Source organism: Pseudomonas sp. HP_14 (genome assembly GCF_055283875.1).
Map to the genome: position 1 here is coordinate 209,400 of NZ_JBTOQI010000045.1, position 18,661 is coordinate 228,060.

Sequence of the window (18,661 nt, forward strand, 5' to 3'; positions counted from 1 at the left end):
GGGGATGAAGTCAGGGGCGTTGTGGCGCGACGGTTTCGGAGTTCAGACTGATGATTTTCGGAAAGCGGGTAAGGGTGACAGGAACCGAACACTGGCCATCCTGACAACGCCAGAATTCCTCGCCGGACATCTGGCCTTTGCCGGGGTCGGCGGTGTCAACGAACATGACCGGGCCTTTCATCTGGCGTGCGCTGATGATCTGCTCCTGCCGTGAACCGCCGACCGCCCAGGCGGCGATGACCTGTGCGTTGCCTCTGCTGAAGTGCAACTGATAGACGTTGGCAGACTGAAGACTGGCCTGAGCGTCCCAAGTGAAATGTTTGATTATCTCGGCGAGGGCCAAGACCACGCCATAAGCGGGTTTGGGAGAAAGGTTTTCATTGAGCAACCCGAAGTTGTGCTCCTGATCGGTCCTATCTGGCCCGTCGTTGATCAGGTCATACCACCACAGGCCTTTGATATTGGGGACCGTGCGAGCGAATAACAGAATTCGCGCCAGATAGGCCGCCTGCGTCTGTGCGGTGTTGCCGCACGGGCCCTTGTGGCTGGGCCAGGCCATTTCCGTGATGTAGATCGGGACGATGCGACCGGCCCTGGTACGGACATGCTGTTCATAGTCGCGCAGCCATTGCACCCAGCTTTCCGGGTTGTTGCGCCCATCAGGTGCGCAGTGGGCATACGGATGAATCGAGAGCCCATCGACCAGATCCAGCACGCCAGCGTCGATCAGCCGATCAGCAAAACCGTTGTCCATGCCTTCGGGCGTTACCGAGCCTGCGAGGATTTTGGCGGGGATGCCGTTGACCTCTGCGGTGTTCTTGCGGATCAAAGGGACCGCTTCGCGGACCAGAGTGGCGTAGTCGGCACTTAGCTGTGGGTCCTTGGGTGCTTCAAGGTCCCACTCGTTCCAGATCTCGTAAAAGTCGACTTTGTTGCCCAACTGGCCGGTGACGTAATCCACGTAGTTCAAATAGCCCGCTTTGACCGTTGGCGAACGGGGTTTGGCGTTGTCGTGGAATGAGGTGCTGTAGTCCAGCAGCGTCAGCCTTTCAAGTTTGAGGCTGCTGGCTGTGCTGAGGTAATCGCGCCATGGCGCAATGATGCGCCATTGATTGGACTTTGGTTCTGCGGTTGACCAGAAGGCGTCATCCTTGACGGCGCCAAAGCCTGCCTTTGCCGCCAGTTGCAAAGCAGGTTTTGGCGAGGCATCGAAGTTCATCAGGTGTGTGCTGATACCCAGAATGAAGGCTTCTTCGGCGTTCGCCGCAGTGCAGGTCAGGCAGGCAATGCAGGCCAGTCCGATGGCAAATCCTTTGCCAGACATAGTCAGTACACCGTCGGTGCAGGCGATAAGTGAAACGCCTGCGGCCGCGGAGTTTTGCGGCTATCCATGAGTTTGTCGGACAGCGCATGACCGATCGCCAGACCCAGGAACAGGTTGGCCACCGTGACTTCAAACATGTCGGTGGTCCAACTGATCATGCAGCAACAAAAGGTTATCGCCAGCAGAGCTTTGCCCACATGGCTGTCGTCATCACTCAGCACGAAAAACAATGGAATCTGCATCACGTACAGCAGCACTCCTCCCAGCCCCAGCATCGCCCACAAATACATCGCGCTGCTGTCAGAACCGACCAACATTTCGCCGCCGGGTACCGGGAACATTGAAGCTGCGCCGCCGAACATACCAAAGCCCGCGCCGGTCAGGGTCCAGCCCTCTTTGCTGATCGCGTGAGCGACATTTGGCCAGGTATTGATTAGCCGGTCGTACAAGGTGCCCAATGCAGAGCTGCTGCTACTCACGGTGCGCATGTCAAAGTCGTAAACCATGCCCAGCACCGGCAGTGTCAGCCCCGCCAACACCGTGATGGTGCAGACGATACGGGTCGTCCAGCGCATGCGGCTGATCAGCAATAGCATCAGGGTCAACGCGAATGCGGCAGCGGGGGCTTTACTGGTGGTCAGGACGATTGCGTAAAGCGCCACCGGGCTTAATAGAATCCAGAGCAGGCGAGAGCGCAGCAGTATCAACAGATACAGGCTGTAGATAGCGATAAGGATCGACAGGATGTTGGAGACCCGGGCAAAACCGGCGATCCGGTCTTCGGTGTCCGTGGTCCACGATGTGTTGGCGCTGAGTTGCGCGTCGCCGATGCTGTAGCTATAGCCTTTCCAGGGCACGGCGGTGAATTTATCCAGCGCAACGCCTATCAGAGACGCCCCCAGACACAGGCCAATCACCCAGAGAAACAAGCGGCGGCGGTGGAACAAGTGTTCGCTGCAGACCAGCCCGAACAGCAGGGGGCTAATGCCGAATAGCGCAAAGGCGACGTTATTCAGGGTCGCGCCGTGCAGCATGGCGAGCAAACTTGAAACCATCAACAGCAGCATGCTCAGCCAGACCATCCGGCCTGCTTTGTAATCGCGTAGCTCCAGCGCGAACATCACCAGGCATGCGACCTTCGGCAGGTACAGCAAAGGTGCGATACCCGCCTTGTCGAAGTAGAAGCGCAGCGCGCCGGAAAAGGTCTCGATGAGGATCAGGCTGATGGCAATCCATACTACCGCCGTCGACTTGTTGAAGGACAGAATCGACGAGCGAGCGTCGCTGCCATTCGCAGAGTTCAACATCATGTTTTCTGCCTCGGGGAATGCTGATTGGGAAGGCCGATCTTCTGTAGGAGCTGCCGAAGGCTGCGGTAGCGGTATGGCCGGATGACTGCTTCGCAGCCTTCGGCAGCTCCTACAGGGTTAGGGTCAATCTGGAAGCCTGCAGTTTGTTTTGACAGAAGCGACTTGTCGGGATGAGCAGAAAACCATCGTCCACGCTACCGCCCCATCGGCCAGTGGGATGGACGACGCGACAGGACTGACAGGGAGGGGTGAATCAGAAATGACAGTGGGTATATCAGCCTGAGTTCAGGAGACTGTCAATAAATTAGTCAATATTCGAACGCGATCCGACGGGCGATCGCTGTGGTAGCTCGCAAGCATATGAATTAAAAGGAATCTTAAAATTGACGTATTCAGGGATGATTCAGAGGTGCCTGCAGAGCACCTCTGAATCAGGCCGGCTTAGGCCGGGTATTTACGTTTATCAGGTGCTGGCGGGAAGTATTGGTAGAGCCAGGTCTCACTCAGCGTTCGGTCCTGGGTCTTAATGTACATACGCATCTGAACCGGTTCGACCGAGTCACTGTCTGGCAGCCAGTCGAAAATGATCCGGTAACCCTTGATATCCGGCAGCACGAGAATATTGAACTCCTGCAGCTTGCCATGCGACACGGTCACGATCGGCTCGATAGCGGTGCCTTCCGGCAGGCTTTCCAGGCCGCCGCCGTTGAAGTCCACCGCGAAACGGCGCGCCCAGAACTTCGGGTAATGCTCGCCCGGTGCCCAGCCTTCCGTGAAGCCGCCCATACCGGAGCGGGTCGCGTGGACCTGAGCCAGCGGCGTGCGCACAGGTGGTAGCGGCGCCCAATACAGCTTGTAGCCGTAATTGACCGACTGACCAGCCTTGATCTTGTCCTTCGGCGTCCAGAACACCACGATGTTATCCATCGTCTCGCCGGTGGTCACGATTTCCACCAGATTCACTGCGCCTTCGCCCCATGCAGTGGTCGGTTCCACCCACAGGCTTGGGCGGCGGTGATACCAGTCAACGGTGTCCTGATAGCTGGCGAATTCGTGGTCGGTCTGCACCAGGCCGAAACCTTTCGGGTCTTTGTCGGCGAAGGCGTTGAACTGCAGGCTAGGCGGATTGTTCAGCGGACGGCAGATCCATTCGCCGTTACCACGCCACATCGCCAGGCGATCCGAGTCATGGATCTGCGGGTGAATGGTGTCGCACATCCGACGTTCGTGAGTACCGCAGCTGAACATACTGGTCATCGGCGAGATGCCCATCTGATCGATGTCAGTGCGTGCGTTGATGTTCGCATCGATGTCCATGACCACCTGGCCGGACTGGCAGTCGATATCGAAACGGTAGGCGCCGGTGCAGCTCGGTGAATCCAGCAGCGCGTAAACGACAAAACGCGTGGCGTTCTTGTCCGGGGTTTCAAACCAGAACTTAGTGAAGTCCGGAAACTCTTCCTGACGCTTGGCATAGGTGTCGATGGCCAGGCCACGTGCCGACAAGCCGTATTGCTTGTTGCTGTCCACCGCGCGGAAATAACTGGCGCCGAGGAACGACACGACGTCGTTGATGGCGATTTCTGGCGCCTTGAACAGCTTGAAGCCGGCGAAGCCCAAGTCACCTTTGACCAGCGATTTGTCGATGCCGCTGGACTCGTAGTTGAACAGCTCGTGGCGGAAGTGCACTTCCCGGGACTCTTTGGTCTTCGGGTTGACGCTGTACATGCGTACCGGCGTCTTGAAGCCCATGCCGACGTGGAAGAAATGCACGTCCAGTTGGCCGTGAAGCTCGTTCCACAAGGAGTGGCCAGCGTCGTATTTGATGGCGTTGAACTGCTGAGGCGTCATGTTGGCCAGTACTGGAGGCAGCACTTGCTTGTTGCTGACGTAGCCCCGACCGGCCAATTGCTTGGCATGGGCCTTCAATGCATCGAAGTCAAAATGTTCGATTTCGCCGTCGGCCGTGGCGGCCATCGCGCGTGCAGCAAAAAGTCCCGAGGCTGGCACGCTGCTATAAGCTGCCAACGCCATCGAAGCTTTCAGGAGAGTCCTGCGATTCATAAGGTGAAGCCCCTAACGAGTGCTGTGCATCCTGCACAAGAAAATTGCGCGCTACGACTCCTTGCTGAACGCCAAACTACCGACAACAGATAACAAACACAGCATCTGGTTCGAAAAAAACATAAATAATTACGATTTAGATGTGTGGACGATGCCGATCTTCGGTAGGAGCGAACCTGTTCGCGAGAGGCTTTGACTGAAACGGCGCCTCGCCAACAAGTTAGCTCCTGCCTGGCATTTGGCGTGCTGTATCAAGACTGCGTCGGCAGCCCGATCACGCTCATCGCCGCCTGGCGCAGGGCTTCGGAACGGGTAGGGTGGGCGTGACTGATCAGGCCGATGTCTTCGGACGAAGCGGCAAACTCCATAGCGACGCAAAACTCGCCGATCATTTCGCTGACGCTCGGGCCTACCAGATGCACACCCAGAATTTCATCAGTGCGCTCATCAGCAAGGACTTTGGCAAAGCCATCAGTCTCGTGATTGACCTTTGAGCGACTGTTGGCGCTAAACGGGAACTTCCCGACTTTGTAGGCGCGGCCATCAGCCTTGAGTTGCTCTTCGGTTTTGCCCACGCTGGCCAGTTCCGGGCGGGTGTAGATCACGTTAGGGATCAGGTTGTAATTAACCTCACCCGCCTTGCCGACGATGCGCTCCAGGCATACCGTGGCTTCGTCCTCGGCCTTGTGCGCCAGCATCGGGCCGGAAGTGACGTCGCCGATCACCCAGACATTCTCGGCAGCGGTACGATGGCCTTTGTTTTCCAGCATGCCGCGCTTGTCGACAGTAAGGCCAACCGTTTCCAGCCCCAGCCCCTTGGTGTATGGCCGACGCCCTATGGACACCAGCACGTAATCAGCCTCGATCAGCTCGGCGTCACCCCCGGCTGCGGGCTCCACGCTGAGATTGACGCCGTAATCCGACGTTGTAGCGGTGGTGACTTTCGAGCTCAACTTGAAAGTAATGCCCTGACGCGACAGTGAGCGCTGCAAGGTTTTGCCCGCTTCCAGATCAGTTCCGTGGGCGACGTGGTCAAGGTATTCCACCACCGTGACTTTCGCCCCCAGACGCCGCCACACCGATCCCAGCTCCAGCCCGATAACCCCTGCGCCGATGACCACCAAATGCTTGGGCACTTCGGTCAAAGACAACGCACCGGTGGAGTCCAGAATGCGCTTGTTGTCGATGTCGACACCGGGCAGCGGCGTGGGCTCGGACCCGGTGGCGATGATGATGTCTTTGGCTTGCAGCTCGGTTTCCACACCTTGTGCATCGGTGACGATGACTTTGCCTGGGCCTGCAATGCGACCCCAGCCCTTGATCCATTGCGCTTTGTACTTGCGAAACAGGAATTCAATGCCCTTGGTCAGGGCGGTCACGCTCTCGCCTTTCTGTTTCATCATCTGCGCAAGGTTGAGCGTGGGTGTGACGTCGATACCAAGCTTGGCGAACTCTTCACCCGTCGCCGATTCGTACAGCTCCGACGCATGCAGCAGTGCTTTTGAAGGAATGCAGCCTACGTTCAGGCAGGTACCGCCCAACGTCTCCCGGCCTTCAATGCAGGCCACGCTCAGCCCCAACTGACCGGCACGAATGGCAGCGTTATAGCCGCCGGGGCCGCCACCGATAATCACAACGTCATAGCTGCTCATAGCTTTTCCTCGGGTTATGGATGCTGCGCTGTCATGCAAAAACTCGATCCCCTACAGATAAGTGATTCCGTAAAGATGCCGTGTTCGGAAAATCTGAAGATCAAGCGCTTTAAATTATGGTTGTAATATTCAAAGTGGCGGGCGTCAAGTTCGCAAGATTAATCAAAGGTATTTCTCCGCCCATAGCGCCGTGGATATCAGCGTAGAGCGTTGTCCGAAATGTGCCGTGTGTCTGACAGAAATTTCACTATGTCTGTTATATCGTAACGCCATATTCTAAGGGCCCAGCCCGGCGCACTTGTCGGGTGCTGGCGGCAAGATTCGGTAAGTTCTGAGGCGTCGATGCGGGTTGATCTGGATGTTGAGCACGGCAGCCTGCAGGGCCTGCCCAGGTTTCAAAGAGCTGCGTTGCATGCAGCGCGTTTACGACGACTGACCTGGATGGCAGGCGGCGCTGGTATTTTCGGATTGATACTGGCGCTGTTCGCTGATTTATTCGCGCCGAATTCGCTGTGGGCGGCGGTGCTGGCCAATGATGCTGCGGTCTTGCTGCTCTTGGCGGCCGCCGTGCAATCGGCTGAAAGTGTCGCGCAGTGGCGAGCGCTGGCGTTAGACGCAAAAGTACCCGGCATCGTAACGGCTGATCCGGAAGCTGAAGAGCCCGGTTGGTATGACCGGCTCATTGAGCGGATCAGCCATCTGGGTAGTACCGCGTTGGCGCAAATCGGCGTGCCGACCCTGTGGCTGGCGGGATGGACCATTCTTTCGTTGGTGTGTATTCAAGCCGTTTGGGATCTGGCGCTGCCGGGTAGCGATCTCTCGAGAATGGGCACCGTCGCCGGTGGTATTTCCCTGTTGCTCGCCTTCGGTTTACTGGTACTGGAACGTCAGCTCAACGGTGAGCAGGCCGAATGGCCGGAAGCCTTGCAACTGGCCCAACTGCTGCGCGTCGCAATCGCTGTGTTACTGGTTGGCGCAGTCTGCCTGTTTTTTTCCAGCGTAGAGCGTCCCTGGACTGCCCGGCTGGCGGTACTGGGCGGTTTATTGCCCGCGCTTGTGGCCCTCGAACTGCTGATTCGCGCCGCGCTGTCGCTGTTCAACTCTCGTAATCCACGTGTCGAGCCTCGGTTGGTCGCGAGCAGTTTTGCGGCCGGTTTGCTGCGCTGGCCGCCGCAACCTTTGCAGGCTTTACAGCACGAGTTGCACAACAGGTTTGGCATTGATTTACGGCAAATCTGGGCCTTTACCTACATGCGTCGGGCGTTTTTTCCCGTGCTGTCGGCGGTGGTGGCGCTCGGCTGGGCGCTCAGTGGCGTGCATGAAATCCCGATGCAGGGGCGAGGTATCTACGAACGTTTCGGTAAACCGGTAGAGGTGCTCGGCCCCGGTTTGCACGCGGGTCTTCCCTGGCCATTTGGGCGCGTGTTGGCGGTGGAAAATGGTGTGGTGCACGAACTGGCTACCAGCGTTGCCGATACAGGCGGCGTCGATTCTGCTCCTGCGCTTGATTCGGCAGAGGGTCCAGCCCCCGCCAGTACCAACCGTCTGTGGGACGCCAGCCACGTCAATGAAAAGTCTCAGGTGATCGCCAGCAGTGCGGGCGACAAGCAGGGTTTTCAAATCGTCAACATGGACGTGCGTCTGGTGTATCGCATCGGCTTGACCGACGAAGCCGCCATGGCCGCCACCTACAACAGCGCTGATGTACCGATGCTGATTCGCAGCACTGCCAGCCGGGTGCTTGTGCACGATTTTGCGTCGAGAACGCTGGACGAACTGTTGGGTGAGCAGCGTTTTGATCTGGCACTGGATATCGGTAATGCAATACAGGCTGACTTGAATCGACTCAACAGCGGTGTGGAGATCCTTGCCACCGTGGTTGAGGCGATCCACCCGCCGGCGGGAGCAGCCAACGCCTATCACGCGGTTCAGGCGGCGCAGATCGGTGCGCAGGCGCTGATCGCTCGCGAACGAGGCGCGGCAAGCAGCACCTCCAATGTGGCGCAACTGAACGCAACCGCTGCACACGACAAAGCCGCCGCGAGTGCTCGGGAAGTCATGGCAGGAGCACAGGCAGCGCAGCTGCGTTTCAGTGCCGAGCAACAGGGCTACGCAAAAGCAGGGCAGGCGTTTCTGCTTGAACAGTACCTGACGCAACTGAGCCAGGGCCTGGCCCATTCAACATTGCTGGTGCTTGATCATCGTCTGGGCGGTGCCGACAACGCACCCACCATTGACCTGCGTACTTTCACACTACCGGCAGACCCAACGGCGCCGCGTAAAGCCGTTCAGTAAGGAGTCGACCTTTGAGTCTGTTTCATAACCACGATCATGCCGGTCACGATCACAGTGGCCATGGCCATCACCACGGTCATCATCACGGGCACGCCCACGACGAGTCTTCCGGCCCGCGTGTATTTCCGTGGCGACGGGGTTTGCTCGCCGCGCTGCTGATCGCATTTGCAGTGGCGGCGGCAAGCCTGGTGCAAGTGCGCTCCGGCGAGGCGACGGTGATTACCCGCTTCGGCAATCCGTCCCGGGTATTACTCGAACCCGGTCTGAGCTGGCGCTGGCCTGCGCCTTTCGAAGCGGCGATACCGGTTGATCTGCGTTTGCGGACTACTTCCAGCGGCTTGCAGGATGTTGGCACTCGCGACGGCCTGCGCATCATTGTCCAGGCCTACGTGGCCTGGCAGGTTCAGGGCGACGCGGACAACGTGCAACGTTTCATGCGTGCCGTGCAAAACCAGCCTGACGAAGCTGCTCGGCAGATTCGTACCTTCGTCGGTTCGGCGCTGGAAACCACGGCCAGCAGTTTCGACCTGGCGAGTCTGGTGAACACTGATGCCAGCAAAGTGCGTATCAGCGATTTTGAAAACCAGCTGCGTCAGCAAATCGATCAGCAACTGCTGACCACTTATGGCGTGCGCGTGCTGCAAGTGGGGGTCGAGCGTTTGACCCTGCCGTCAGTGACGCTCAATGCCACGGTGGACCGGATGCGCGCCGAGCGCGAAACCATCGCCACCGAGCGCACTGCTGTGGGTAAGCGTGAGGCGGCGCAGATTCGTTCGGCAGCGGAACGCGATGCGCGGATCGTTGAGGCGGACGCCACGGTAAAGGCCGCCGATATCGAAGCTCAATCGCGTGTCGAGGCCGCGCAAATCTATGGTCGGGCTTATGCGGGGTCACCGCAGCTCTATAACCTTCTGCGTTCACTGGACACGCTGGGGACGATTGTTACACCCGGCACCCGGCTGATTCTGCGCACCGACGCTGCGCCGTTCAGAGTGTTGGTCGATGGCCCTCCAACACTCAATGGCCCATCTGCCCCGCAGAGCAAAGCCGGGTCGCAACCATGAGTGAACCTGTCGTTTCAGGTCCGCAACGCGCACCGGTCAACCCATGGTTGCAGGCCAGCCGACTGGCCTTCCTGGCGTTGTATGGCGTGACGGTTCTGGCTGCCGTCGGCTGGGCAGTGTCCAATGTGCGGCAGATTGATCCGCAAAACCGTGCGGTAGTACTGCGTCTGGGCGCATTGGAGCGGATTCAGAACGCAGGATTGCTCATCGCTTGGCCGCAACCGTTCGAACAGGTGGTGTTGCTGCCCTCGGCGGACCGGGTGATAGAGCGTCGTGTCGAGACTTTGCTGCGCTCGTTTCAGGCCGTACAGGCTGATCGGGCGGCGAGCTTTGCGGCACCGATGAGCGATGCGTTGGCCGGGTCGGGTTATCTGTTGACCGGGGACGCAGGCGTTGTGCAACTGGACGTCACGGTCTACTACAAAGTCAGCGACCCGTATGCCTATGTTCTGCAGGGCGATCACGTGGCGCCAGCGCTGGACCGAATCGTCAATCGCAGTGCGGTGGCCCTGACGGCTGCGCGGGATCTGGACACTATTCTGGTGGCTCGACCTGAGCTTGTTTCGGCCGACAGCCAGTCTGCCGAGCGTCGCGAACGGCTGCGTGGCGATCTGGTAAGCGGCATCAATCAGCGGCTTTCAGAGCTCAGTACAACCGGTTCAGGTATTGGTATCGAAGTTACCCGGGTCGACGTTCAATCCAGCTTGCCCGGCGCAGCCATCAACGCGTTCAACTCTGTCCTGACCGCCAGCCAGCTTGCTGATCAGGCGGTGGCTAATGCGCGCAACGATGCGGAAAAGCTCATTCAGGCTGCGAACCAACAGGCAGACCGTACTTTGCAGGTGGCCCACGCACAGGCTTCCGAGCGGCTGGCAAAAGCCCAGACCGATACGGCCACGGTGGCCAGCCTGAGTGAGTCGATGCACTCCGGGAGCGACCCCGGACTGTTGCAACGACTCTATCGCGAGCGCGTACCGAAGATCCTTGGTCAGGCGGGTTCGGTGACTACTGTTGATCCGCGTGATGATTCCCGGCTGATCATTCAAGGAGCAGAAAAATGAGTAGCGAAGCGGTTCACGATCCCGTTGCCGGGCAAGCGTCGCAAAGCATGCTCAGCGCGCCGGAACAACGCAGCGCCGCCCGGCAACTGACTCTGGCGATGCTGGCGTTAGGGTTGTTGGGGTTGGGCTTGATCTGGCGCCTCATTGCGCCGGATCAGAATGGCGTCAGCCAGCTGTTACTGGGGGCGTCGTCGCTGCTGGTGGCTATTCCGGTAATCAGCGCCGGTTGGCACAGCTTGCGCTACCCGAGCCTGCACGGTGTCACCGATCAACTGATCGCGTTGGCCATGCTCGGTGCCTGGGCTACCGGAGACCTGATGACGGCGGCCTTGTTGCCCATCATCATGATCTTTGGCCATGTCCTGGAAGAGCGCAGCGTGATTGGTTCTCAGGAGGCAATTCAGGCGCTGGGCCGCTTGACCCGCAGCCACGCACGGCTGATCAAAGCCGATGGCAGCGTGCAGGAAGTGGACAACTCGACGCTGGTTGCCGGGGATCAGGTGGAAGTTCGCGCAGGTGATCGGGTGCCTGCTGACGGCCGGGTAATCTCTGGCCAGGCCAGCCTGGACACCGCGCCTATCACCGGTGAGTCCGTGCCGCTGGAGGCCAGGCCGGGCGTTGAAGTATTTGGTGGCGCAATCAATCTCGACGGTTTGCTGCGCCTTGAAGTGACCCGTACCGGGCAGGATTCAACGCTGGGCAAGGTGATCGCGCTGATGCAAAGCGCCGAGCGCTCAAAGCCTCCGATCACTCGGTTGCTGGAGCGCTATGCCGGCAGCTACATGGTGTTGGTCTTGCTGATCGCCGCAGTGACCTGGTTCATCACCAATAACGCGCAAGCCATGCTTGCCGTGTTGGTCGCCGCCTGTCCCTGCGCCCTTGTGCTGTCGGCTCCCGCGACCGCCATTGCGGGGATCGCGGTGGCGGCAAGGCACGGGATTCTGATTCGCAGTTCGGCCTTCCTGGAAGAGCTGGCCGACCTGACCTCGCTGGTGGTCGACAAAACCGGCACGCTGACCTTTGGCACGCTGCGCATTGAATCCGTGCAGTGTGTGGGTCCTGAATTGCCGCATTTTCTGCCGTTGGCGGCAAGCCTCGGGAGCGCCAGCAGTCATCCGGTCAGCCGGGCGCTGGCCAGTCTTGTTCCACAGCGTCAGTTTCTGGCGCTGAGTGACATTCGTGAGCTTCAAGGCTTGGGGGTGGTGGCGTCCAGCGAATTAGGCGTTGCGGCGTTAGGCCGTCCCGAGTTGTTTGAGCAACTGGACATTGCCGCTGCGCCGGTCCCGATTCACGACGGCCCGATTGCCGGTCTGGCACTCGACGGTGTTTTTCTCGCCTGGCTTTTGCTTGCCGACACGCTGAAGCCCGAGGCGCAAGCGGCGCTGGCTGAGCTACGGGCGCTGGGTATGGGCAGGCAGTTATTGCTCACCGGTGACCGACACGCTGTGGCGAACAAGTTGGCTGTGGATGTCGGCATCACTGACGTGCAGTCCCAAGCGCTGCCCGAGGATAAGTTGACGCGGGTTCGTGCCGAGATCAGCAGTGGCTTTCGGCCCATGGTGGTAGGTGACGGCATCAATGACTCGTTGGCCTTGAAAGCTGGCGTGGTAGGGGTTGCGATGGGGGCTGGTGGTGCCGACATCGCTTTGGCATCGGCCGATATTGTGCTGATTGGCAGTGATCTGCGACGGCTGGGCACCTGTGTACGACTCAGTCGTCAGTGCCGAAGGACGTTGCAGGTTAATGTCATCATCGGCCTGGGCTGGACGTTGGCGATTGTCGCGCTAGCCGCCTTCGGTTGGTTGGGCGCAGCGGGAGCAATGGTGGCTGCGATCCTGCACAACCTCAGCACTCTGCTGGTGCTCGGCAACGCTGGCAGACTGCTGCGGTTGCATGAGCCGCTAGGTGAATTACCTGTAGCGAAGTAGCGCTGAGATATTGCTCAAACGCGAGAACCACCGAGTTAGAGCGGCTCACTAAGTATAAAAAATAGCTTGAGCTTTGAAGAACTCTGTTACAAATTAATAGTCACTCAAGGAGAGCGCTTTACTTTTCAGCTCCACGGCGGGCTCGAATCAGGTGGGATACAAGGCCGTTCCCGGAAGTCGATTCATAGTTAATGGCTATAGAGCCTATAGCGGGTCAGTTCTATTGCAGAACTGATCCTCAACTACGCTTTTCAAGTTCTTGATCATTGGGGGTTTACTCAAATGCTCGCGCAACTTCCACCGGCCTTAAAGAATCTGCACCTTCCGCTGCGTCTCAAGCTTTGGGACGGCCACGAGCTTGACCTCGGTCCGACGCCGAGTGTCACCATCTTCGTCAAAGACCCCCGACTGGTTTCCGACTTCAACCACCCAAGCCTCGATTTGCTCGGCAGCGCGTTTGTAGAAGGGCGCCTGGAAATGGAGGGTTCCATCAGCGAAGTGGTTCGGGTGTGCGATGAGTTGACCCAGGCATTGGGTGACGTCGACAGCGAAGACACTCCGGTTCGCTCGCCGCATGACAAGGCAACAGATGCCGCGTCGATTTCCTACCACTATGACGTTTCCAACGAGTTCTACCAGCTGTGGCTGGATCGGGAAATGGTCTATTCCTGCGCCTATTTCAAAACCGGTAATGAGAGCCTTGAACAGGCGCAGCAGGATAAATTCCATCACCTGTGCCGCAAGTTGCGGCTCCAGCCTGGCGAGTACTTGCTGGATGTCGGTTGTGGTTGGGGAGGACTTGCCCGTTTTGCAGCGCGTGAATACGGCGTCAACGTGTTTGGTATCACGTTAAGCCGTGAACAATTGAAGCTCGCCAGGGCTCGCGTGAAAGCTGAAGGCCTGGAAGACAAGGTTGAGCTGCAACTGCTCGATTACCGCGACCTGCCCCAAGACGGGCGCTTTGATAAGGTCGTCAGCGTTGGCATGTTTGAGCACGTCGGGCACGCCAATCTTGCGCTCTACACTCAACGCCTGTTTGGTGCGGTGAAGGAAGGCGGTTTGGTGATGAATCATGGCATCACCGCCAAGCACACCGATGGTCGACCGGTAGGCCGTGGTGCCGGTGAGTTTATTGGCCGCTATGTATTTCCTAACGGCGAGCTACCCCACGTATCGCAAATCAGCGCGGACATCAGCGAGGCCGGGCTGGAAGTCGTGGATGTCGAAAGCTTGCGCATGCATTACGCCAAGACCCTTGACCACTGGAGCACCCGGCTGGAAACCCATCTGGAGCAGGCGGCTGCCATGGTGCCGGAGCAGACCTTGCGTATCTGGCGTTTGTACCTGGCTGGATGCTCTTATGCGTTTGCCCACGGCTGGATCAATCTGCATCAGATTCTGGCGGTCAAACCCCGCGCCGATGGCAGTCATGATCTGCCTTGGACTCGTGAAGATATCTACCGCTAGAAGCCTGACCGGGTCCTCGATCCGGTTTATCCCCAGAATGAAGGGTTACAGAATCGGTGAAATGAGACGGGCTATTCTCATACCCAATTGTTGCAGGTGGTGCGTTTCGCGGCTTTCCTGAACTGAAACTTCATGGGCAAGCGCGAAGTCGTCGTTAAGCATTTGCTCTACTTCGCTGGCAAAACCGCTGTCGACGGTCAGCAGCATCAGTTCGAAATTCAGGCGGAATGAGCGGTTGTCCAGGTTGGCACTGCCGATCGCTGTAATCTCGTTATCCACCAGTACTACTTTCTGATGCATGAACCCGGGCCCGTAACGAAATACCCGAACCCCTGCGCGGACTGCCTCAAAGGCAAACAGGCTTGATGCCGCGTAGACCACGTAATGATCCGGCCGTGACGGCAGCAGCAGCCTTACGTCCACCCCGCGCAACACGGCCAGCCGCAGCGCGGCCGATACTGCCTCATCAGGTATGAAATACGGGCTGGTGATCCAGACCCGCTCTGTTGCCGCATGAATGGCTTCGACAAAGAACAGCGAACATGTTTCCTGCTTGTCTGCAGGCCCGCTAGCCAGCAACTGACAGAGCAAGCCATCTTCCGGAAAGCTATCGGGCAAGCTCAGGGGCGGTAACTCACGTGTTGCCCAGAACCAGTCCTCCGCGAACGACTCCTGCAGGCAGGCCACGACCGGGCCGATGACTTGCACATGCGTATCGCGCCAAGGTGCCAGGGGCGGCTTCAGTCCGACATATTCGTCACCTACGTTGTGCCCACCCAGAAAGCCTTTCAGGCCGTCCACGACGACTATTTTGCGGTGGTTACGGAAGTTGATCTGGAACCTGTTGAGCCAGCCTCCGCGGGTTGCGAAGGCCTTGATCTGTACGCCGCCTTTGCGCAGCTTTTCGTTATAGCTGCCAGGCAGGGAGTGGCTGCCTATGCGGTCGTAAAGCACATACACCGCGACGCCTTCCGCGGCCTTCTCCAGCAGCAGTTCCTGCATACGCTGCCCCAGCGCGTCATCATGGATGATGAAGAACTGAATCAGAATCGTCTGTCTGGCCTCGCGTATCGCTTCGAAGATCGCGCTGAACGTCGCATCGCCGTTTATCAGCAGTTTGACTTCGTTGTTGGCCAGCGCCGGGGTAAGCCCCAGCTTGGGCATGGCACGTAATGACGCATAGGCTTCAGAGCGTCTTGCGGCCACCGCTTCTTCAATCCAGGGACGCCAGTTCAGGTCGCTGATTGCCGTGCGCATTTCCTCGTTGGCCTGACGCCGCGCTTTGATGTACGCATCGAATGAGCTACGGCCAAACACCAGATAAGGAATCAGTGTGAAATAAGGAATGAACAGTAGAGGCATCGCCCACGCAATCGACCCTTGTGCAGTGCGCACAGTGAGCAGCGCATGGATGGCGGCAATGATCCCCAACAGATGAATGAATCCGATGACATAGCCAAAGAAATACGGGCTGTGGTAATCCATTCGAAACCTTTTCCTTAGCACCATTGCTGATTAACAGACCACAGTGAGTGCTGATTGTCGCTATTTAATTCGGGGTGCAACTGGCGGCATGATCTGTCGTCTAAGCCTCATCGTCCGGCAACCCTGTGTGGTTGCTCCTGTCCCTCATGGGTTGAACAAGGATCCAGAAATGAAGAAATCCACCTTGGCATTGATGTGCTGTCTGGTCGCGCCACTGGCTCAGGCGCAGATGCTGCAACCGGGCTTGTGGGAGCTGACCTCCAGTAATATGCAAGTGGATGGGCAGGCTATGCCGGATTTGCAGATGATCCTCGGACAGCTGAAAAACTTGCCACCCGAACAGCGCGCGATGGTCGAACGCAATCTTGAGTCGCAAGGTGTGACACTGGCTGGTAAGGGTGTGCGCTTTTGTCTGACAGACGCGCAGGTCAAGGGCGATGACATCCCACTCACTGATCCGAAGTCTGGATGCACGCAACGCATTACTGAACGCAACGGTAAAAACTGGAAATTCACCTTTAGCTGCCCGAAAGCGCAGGGCAACGGTCAGGCTCAGTTTTTGAGTGACCGGGAATTCACCACCCACGTCATCGGCACTTTCAACGCGACTGGCCAGCAGCAGAACGGAAGCATGGACACCCGAGCGGTCTGGCAGGGTGCCCAATGTGGTGCGGTCAAACCCCGGACCTGATATGGGGATTCCCCACGGCGCTCCAGCTACTTTGAGCCACAGCGTCGTGGGCATGCAGGCTTTCAGCGTGCACCACCTTCACCGTAAATGCTTTTAGCTGCGGATTACGCTGCAATGAGCCGTGCAGACGCCGAGCGGCATCTTCGCAAAACATCAGATTTTGCCCGTTCGCCAGTGCGAACGCCTGCTCATCCGCTCGCTTCACTGCTGTTTGGACGGCAGTACCCAGTGCGGCTTCTGCTTGATCGATCAAATGCAGAAGCGGAAATTCCTTAGATAATTCATTGAGTTGCACGTGCAAGTGGGCGGTGCTGCGTTGACTGTGAGGTGTCGCAACGATGCCCTCAGCGGTTCCCAACCATTCCAGAACACTCTGATAATCAAGATCAGGGCTGGCGAAATCTTCAATGAACTGCTGCTGGATCAGCTGTCGCGCTAAGGCCGCTGAGCAAGGGCACGTTGAGGAATAGGCCACGTCAATTTTTAGTTCCACGTGGAACATATCGTTTTCCAGACGCGCCAGGATGCTGATTGGATAGGATTTCCACCCTGCCAATGGGCTGACTAATGCCGGCCGCTTGAGCAAGTATTCAGTGTGGATATTCAGATATGCCCGCTGTGATAATCCTTCATGACTCTCAAGGAAGCACAGCAAAACTTGCTGAACTGTGCCCAGCGTGAGGTCTCTTCCTTGCATGAGCTCAAGTGCCAGATACAGCCTCGACATGTGTATGCCTCTGGCGCTGCCATCATCCAGGCTAACGCCTGCATCGACCTTGGCACTGGCGGGTTGCCCTTCAATGCATATCGGCAATGCGACGCCGCACATCCCCACCCAATCCAGCGGCTGTGTTTGACGGGACGCTTGCGCGGCAACATCCGGAAGTGAAGCAAGTTTCATGAAAAGAGGCCGTCGGTGATGTAAATCATCACGTTATACTATAACGATAGTTTCGACGATTTCTTTTTTTGGGGCCGGGATGCTCTTCACATTCGAATGGGCTAATGCATGCACCGCCGACAAGTTCTGCTCAATCTTCTTCTCGCCAGCGCAGCGCTGACGTTGCCATTCGGTGCCACTGCGGCTCAGATCAGAAATGCGCGGTTGTGGCGCAGCGACGACAAATTAAGGCTGGTGCTCGATCTCAGCGGCCCGGTGCAATACAAAACCTTCACCCTTGGCGCGCCAGACAGATTGATCATCGATATCAGTGGTGCACGGCTAAGCGGAGATTTTAGTCAGCTCGCGCTGCAAGACACGCTGATCAAATCCATTCGCTCAGGTCATTACGGCCAAGGTGATGACACTCGAATCGTTCTCGACCTTACGGGGCCGGTGAAGCTCAACAGCTTTCTGCTCGGCCCTGCCGGTGATCAGGGCCACCGTCTGGTACTGGATCTGGGTACCGGAGCATCCGCTCCACAAATAGCTGCGCAACCGGCGCCACACTCTCCTGTGACCAATGACAAGCCACATCCTAAGCGCAACATCATGGTAGTGGTCGATCCGGGTCATGGCGGCAAAGACCCCGGAGCGGTGGGAGCCAAGGGCGAGCGTGAGAAGGATGTCGTGTTGTCCATCGCTCAGCTTTTGGCCAAGCGGTTGAAACGGGAGAAGGGATTTGATGTGCGTCTGGTGCGCAATGACGACTTCTTCGTGCCGCTGCGCAAGCGCGTTGAGATTGCTCATCAACATAACGCTGACATGTTTATCTCGGTTCATGCCGATGCGGCACCACGCCTGACGGCGTCGGGTGCGTCGGTGTTTGCCTTGTCAGAAGGGGGCGCGACATCTGCCACTGCGCGCTTTATGGCTCAGCGAGAAAACGGTGCGGATCTTCTGGGCGCGACCAGCTTGCTTAACTTGAAGGACAAGGACCCGATGCTGGCCGGGGTAATTCTCGACATGTCGATGAACGCAACTATTGCTGCGAGCTTGCAGTTGGGGAACACCATTCTCGGTAGCCTGGCGAATATCACGGCGCTTCATCAAAAACGTGTCGAACAGGCCGGTTTTGCAGTGCTCAAGTCGCCGGATGTGCCTTCGATTCTGGTGGAGACCGGTTTCATCTCGAATGCCAGAGACAGCCAGCGTCTTGTCACGGCACGCCACCAGCAGGCAGTGGCTGATGGTTTGTTTGAAGGGTTGCAGCGGTATTTCCAGCGTAATCCGCCGATTGATTCGTACATGGCGTGGCGGCAGGAGCAGAAGCAAACCGGGCAGGTTTAGCAGCCCTTGGATGTTCCTCTGTCGCCGTGCTGGCTAACGGTAAACAGGGACAGGTTTACTGACTGCATTGTTATACTATAACATTATCAG

General features: G+C 57.9%; 13 protein-coding genes. 7 read left to right on the forward strand and 6 right to left on the reverse strand.

Annotated features, from left to right (window positions below):
- Positions 1–10: 10 nt before the first annotated feature.
- The 4 genes from ACYASS_RS25260 to lpdA all read right to left on the reverse strand — a co-directional run bounded on the left by ACYASS_RS25260 (position 11) and on the right by lpdA (position 6,350).
- Entirely contained in the window at positions 11–1,324 is a 1,314-nt protein-coding gene (locus tag ACYASS_RS25260) for a hypothetical protein (RefSeq protein WP_463588105.1), read from the reverse strand.
- A 2-nt stretch (positions 1,325–1,326) separates the two neighbouring features.
- Positions 1,327–2,634, reverse strand: a complete 1,308-nt coding sequence (locus ACYASS_RS25265) for a hypothetical protein (RefSeq protein ID WP_463588106.1) — start codon at positions 2,632–2,634, stop codon at positions 1,327–1,329.
- Positions 2,635–3,075: 441 nt separating this feature from the next.
- On the reverse strand, positions 3,076–4,698 hold the full coding sequence (locus tag ACYASS_RS25270) for a glucan biosynthesis protein D (protein WP_243244698.1): 1,623 nt from the start codon (positions 4,696–4,698) through the stop codon (positions 3,076–3,078).
- 251 nt (positions 4,699–4,949) lie between these two features.
- A complete protein-coding gene (gene lpdA, locus ACYASS_RS25275) occupies positions 4,950–6,350 on the reverse strand; it encodes a dihydrolipoyl dehydrogenase (RefSeq protein WP_463588107.1) in 1,401 nt (466 codons plus the stop codon).
- A 342-nt stretch (positions 6,351–6,692) separates the two neighbouring features.
- Between lpdA and hflK (ACYASS_RS25280) the strand changes: the two genes are divergently transcribed.
- From hflK (ACYASS_RS25280) to cfaB, 5 genes are all read left to right on the forward strand, one after another.
- Entirely contained in the window at positions 6,693–8,645 is a 1,953-nt protein-coding gene (hflK, locus tag ACYASS_RS25280; RefSeq protein ID WP_463588108.1) for a protease modulator HflK, read from the forward strand.
- Between the two features lie 11 nt (positions 8,646–8,656).
- Entirely contained in the window at positions 8,657–9,709 is a 1,053-nt protein-coding gene (gene hflC, locus ACYASS_RS25285) for a protease modulator HflC (RefSeq protein ID WP_463588109.1), read from the forward strand.
- Positions 9,706–10,770 carry a protease modulator HflK gene (gene hflK / locus ACYASS_RS25290; RefSeq protein WP_463588110.1) on the forward strand — a complete coding sequence of 355 codons (1,065 nt, stop codon included), beginning with the start codon at positions 9,706–9,708 and terminating at the stop codon, positions 10,768–10,770. Before hflC ends, hflK (ACYASS_RS25290) begins: the two co-directional genes overlap by 4 nt.
- The gene (locus ACYASS_RS25295; protein WP_463588111.1) at positions 10,767–12,698 is read left to right on the forward strand and encodes a cation-translocating P-type ATPase; all 1,932 of its coding nucleotides are present in this window, start codon (positions 10,767–10,769) and stop codon (positions 12,696–12,698) included. The genes hflK (ACYASS_RS25290) and ACYASS_RS25295 overlap by 4 nt, the downstream gene beginning before the upstream one ends.
- Positions 12,699–12,980: 282 nt before the next feature.
- Positions 12,981–14,165, forward strand: a complete 1,185-nt coding sequence (cfaB, locus tag ACYASS_RS25300; RefSeq protein ID WP_463588112.1) for a C17 cyclopropane fatty acid synthase CfaB — start codon at positions 12,981–12,983, stop codon at positions 14,163–14,165.
- 45 nt (positions 14,166–14,210) lie between these two features.
- On the opposite strand, the gene cls is transcribed toward cfaB, so the two are convergent.
- Positions 14,211–15,650, reverse strand: coding sequence for a cardiolipin synthase (gene cls / locus ACYASS_RS25305; protein WP_463588113.1), 1,440 nt, complete (start codon positions 15,648–15,650; stop codon positions 14,211–14,213).
- A gap of 169 nt (positions 15,651–15,819) precedes the next feature.
- On the opposite strand from cls, the gene ACYASS_RS25310 reads away from it, so the two are divergent.
- The gene (locus ACYASS_RS25310) at positions 15,820–16,341 is read left to right on the forward strand and encodes a DUF3617 domain-containing protein (RefSeq protein ID WP_122667162.1); all 522 of its coding nucleotides are present in this window, start codon (positions 15,820–15,822) and stop codon (positions 16,339–16,341) included.
- On the opposite strand, the gene folE2 is transcribed toward ACYASS_RS25310, so the two are convergent.
- Positions 16,325–17,242 (reverse strand): GTP cyclohydrolase FolE2, encoded by a 918-nt coding sequence (gene folE2 / locus ACYASS_RS25315; protein ID WP_463588114.1) that lies wholly within the window; start codon positions 17,240–17,242, stop codon positions 16,325–16,327. The two genes, ACYASS_RS25310 and folE2, sit on opposite strands and share 17 nt — an antisense overlap.
- Before the next feature lie 108 nt (positions 17,243–17,350).
- Between folE2 and ACYASS_RS25320 the strand changes: the two genes are divergently transcribed.
- Complete coding sequence (locus tag ACYASS_RS25320) at positions 17,351–18,571, forward strand: N-acetylmuramoyl-L-alanine amidase (protein WP_463588115.1); 1,221 nt, start codon at positions 17,351–17,353, stop codon at positions 18,569–18,571.
- Positions 18,572–18,661: the final 90 nt, after the last annotated feature.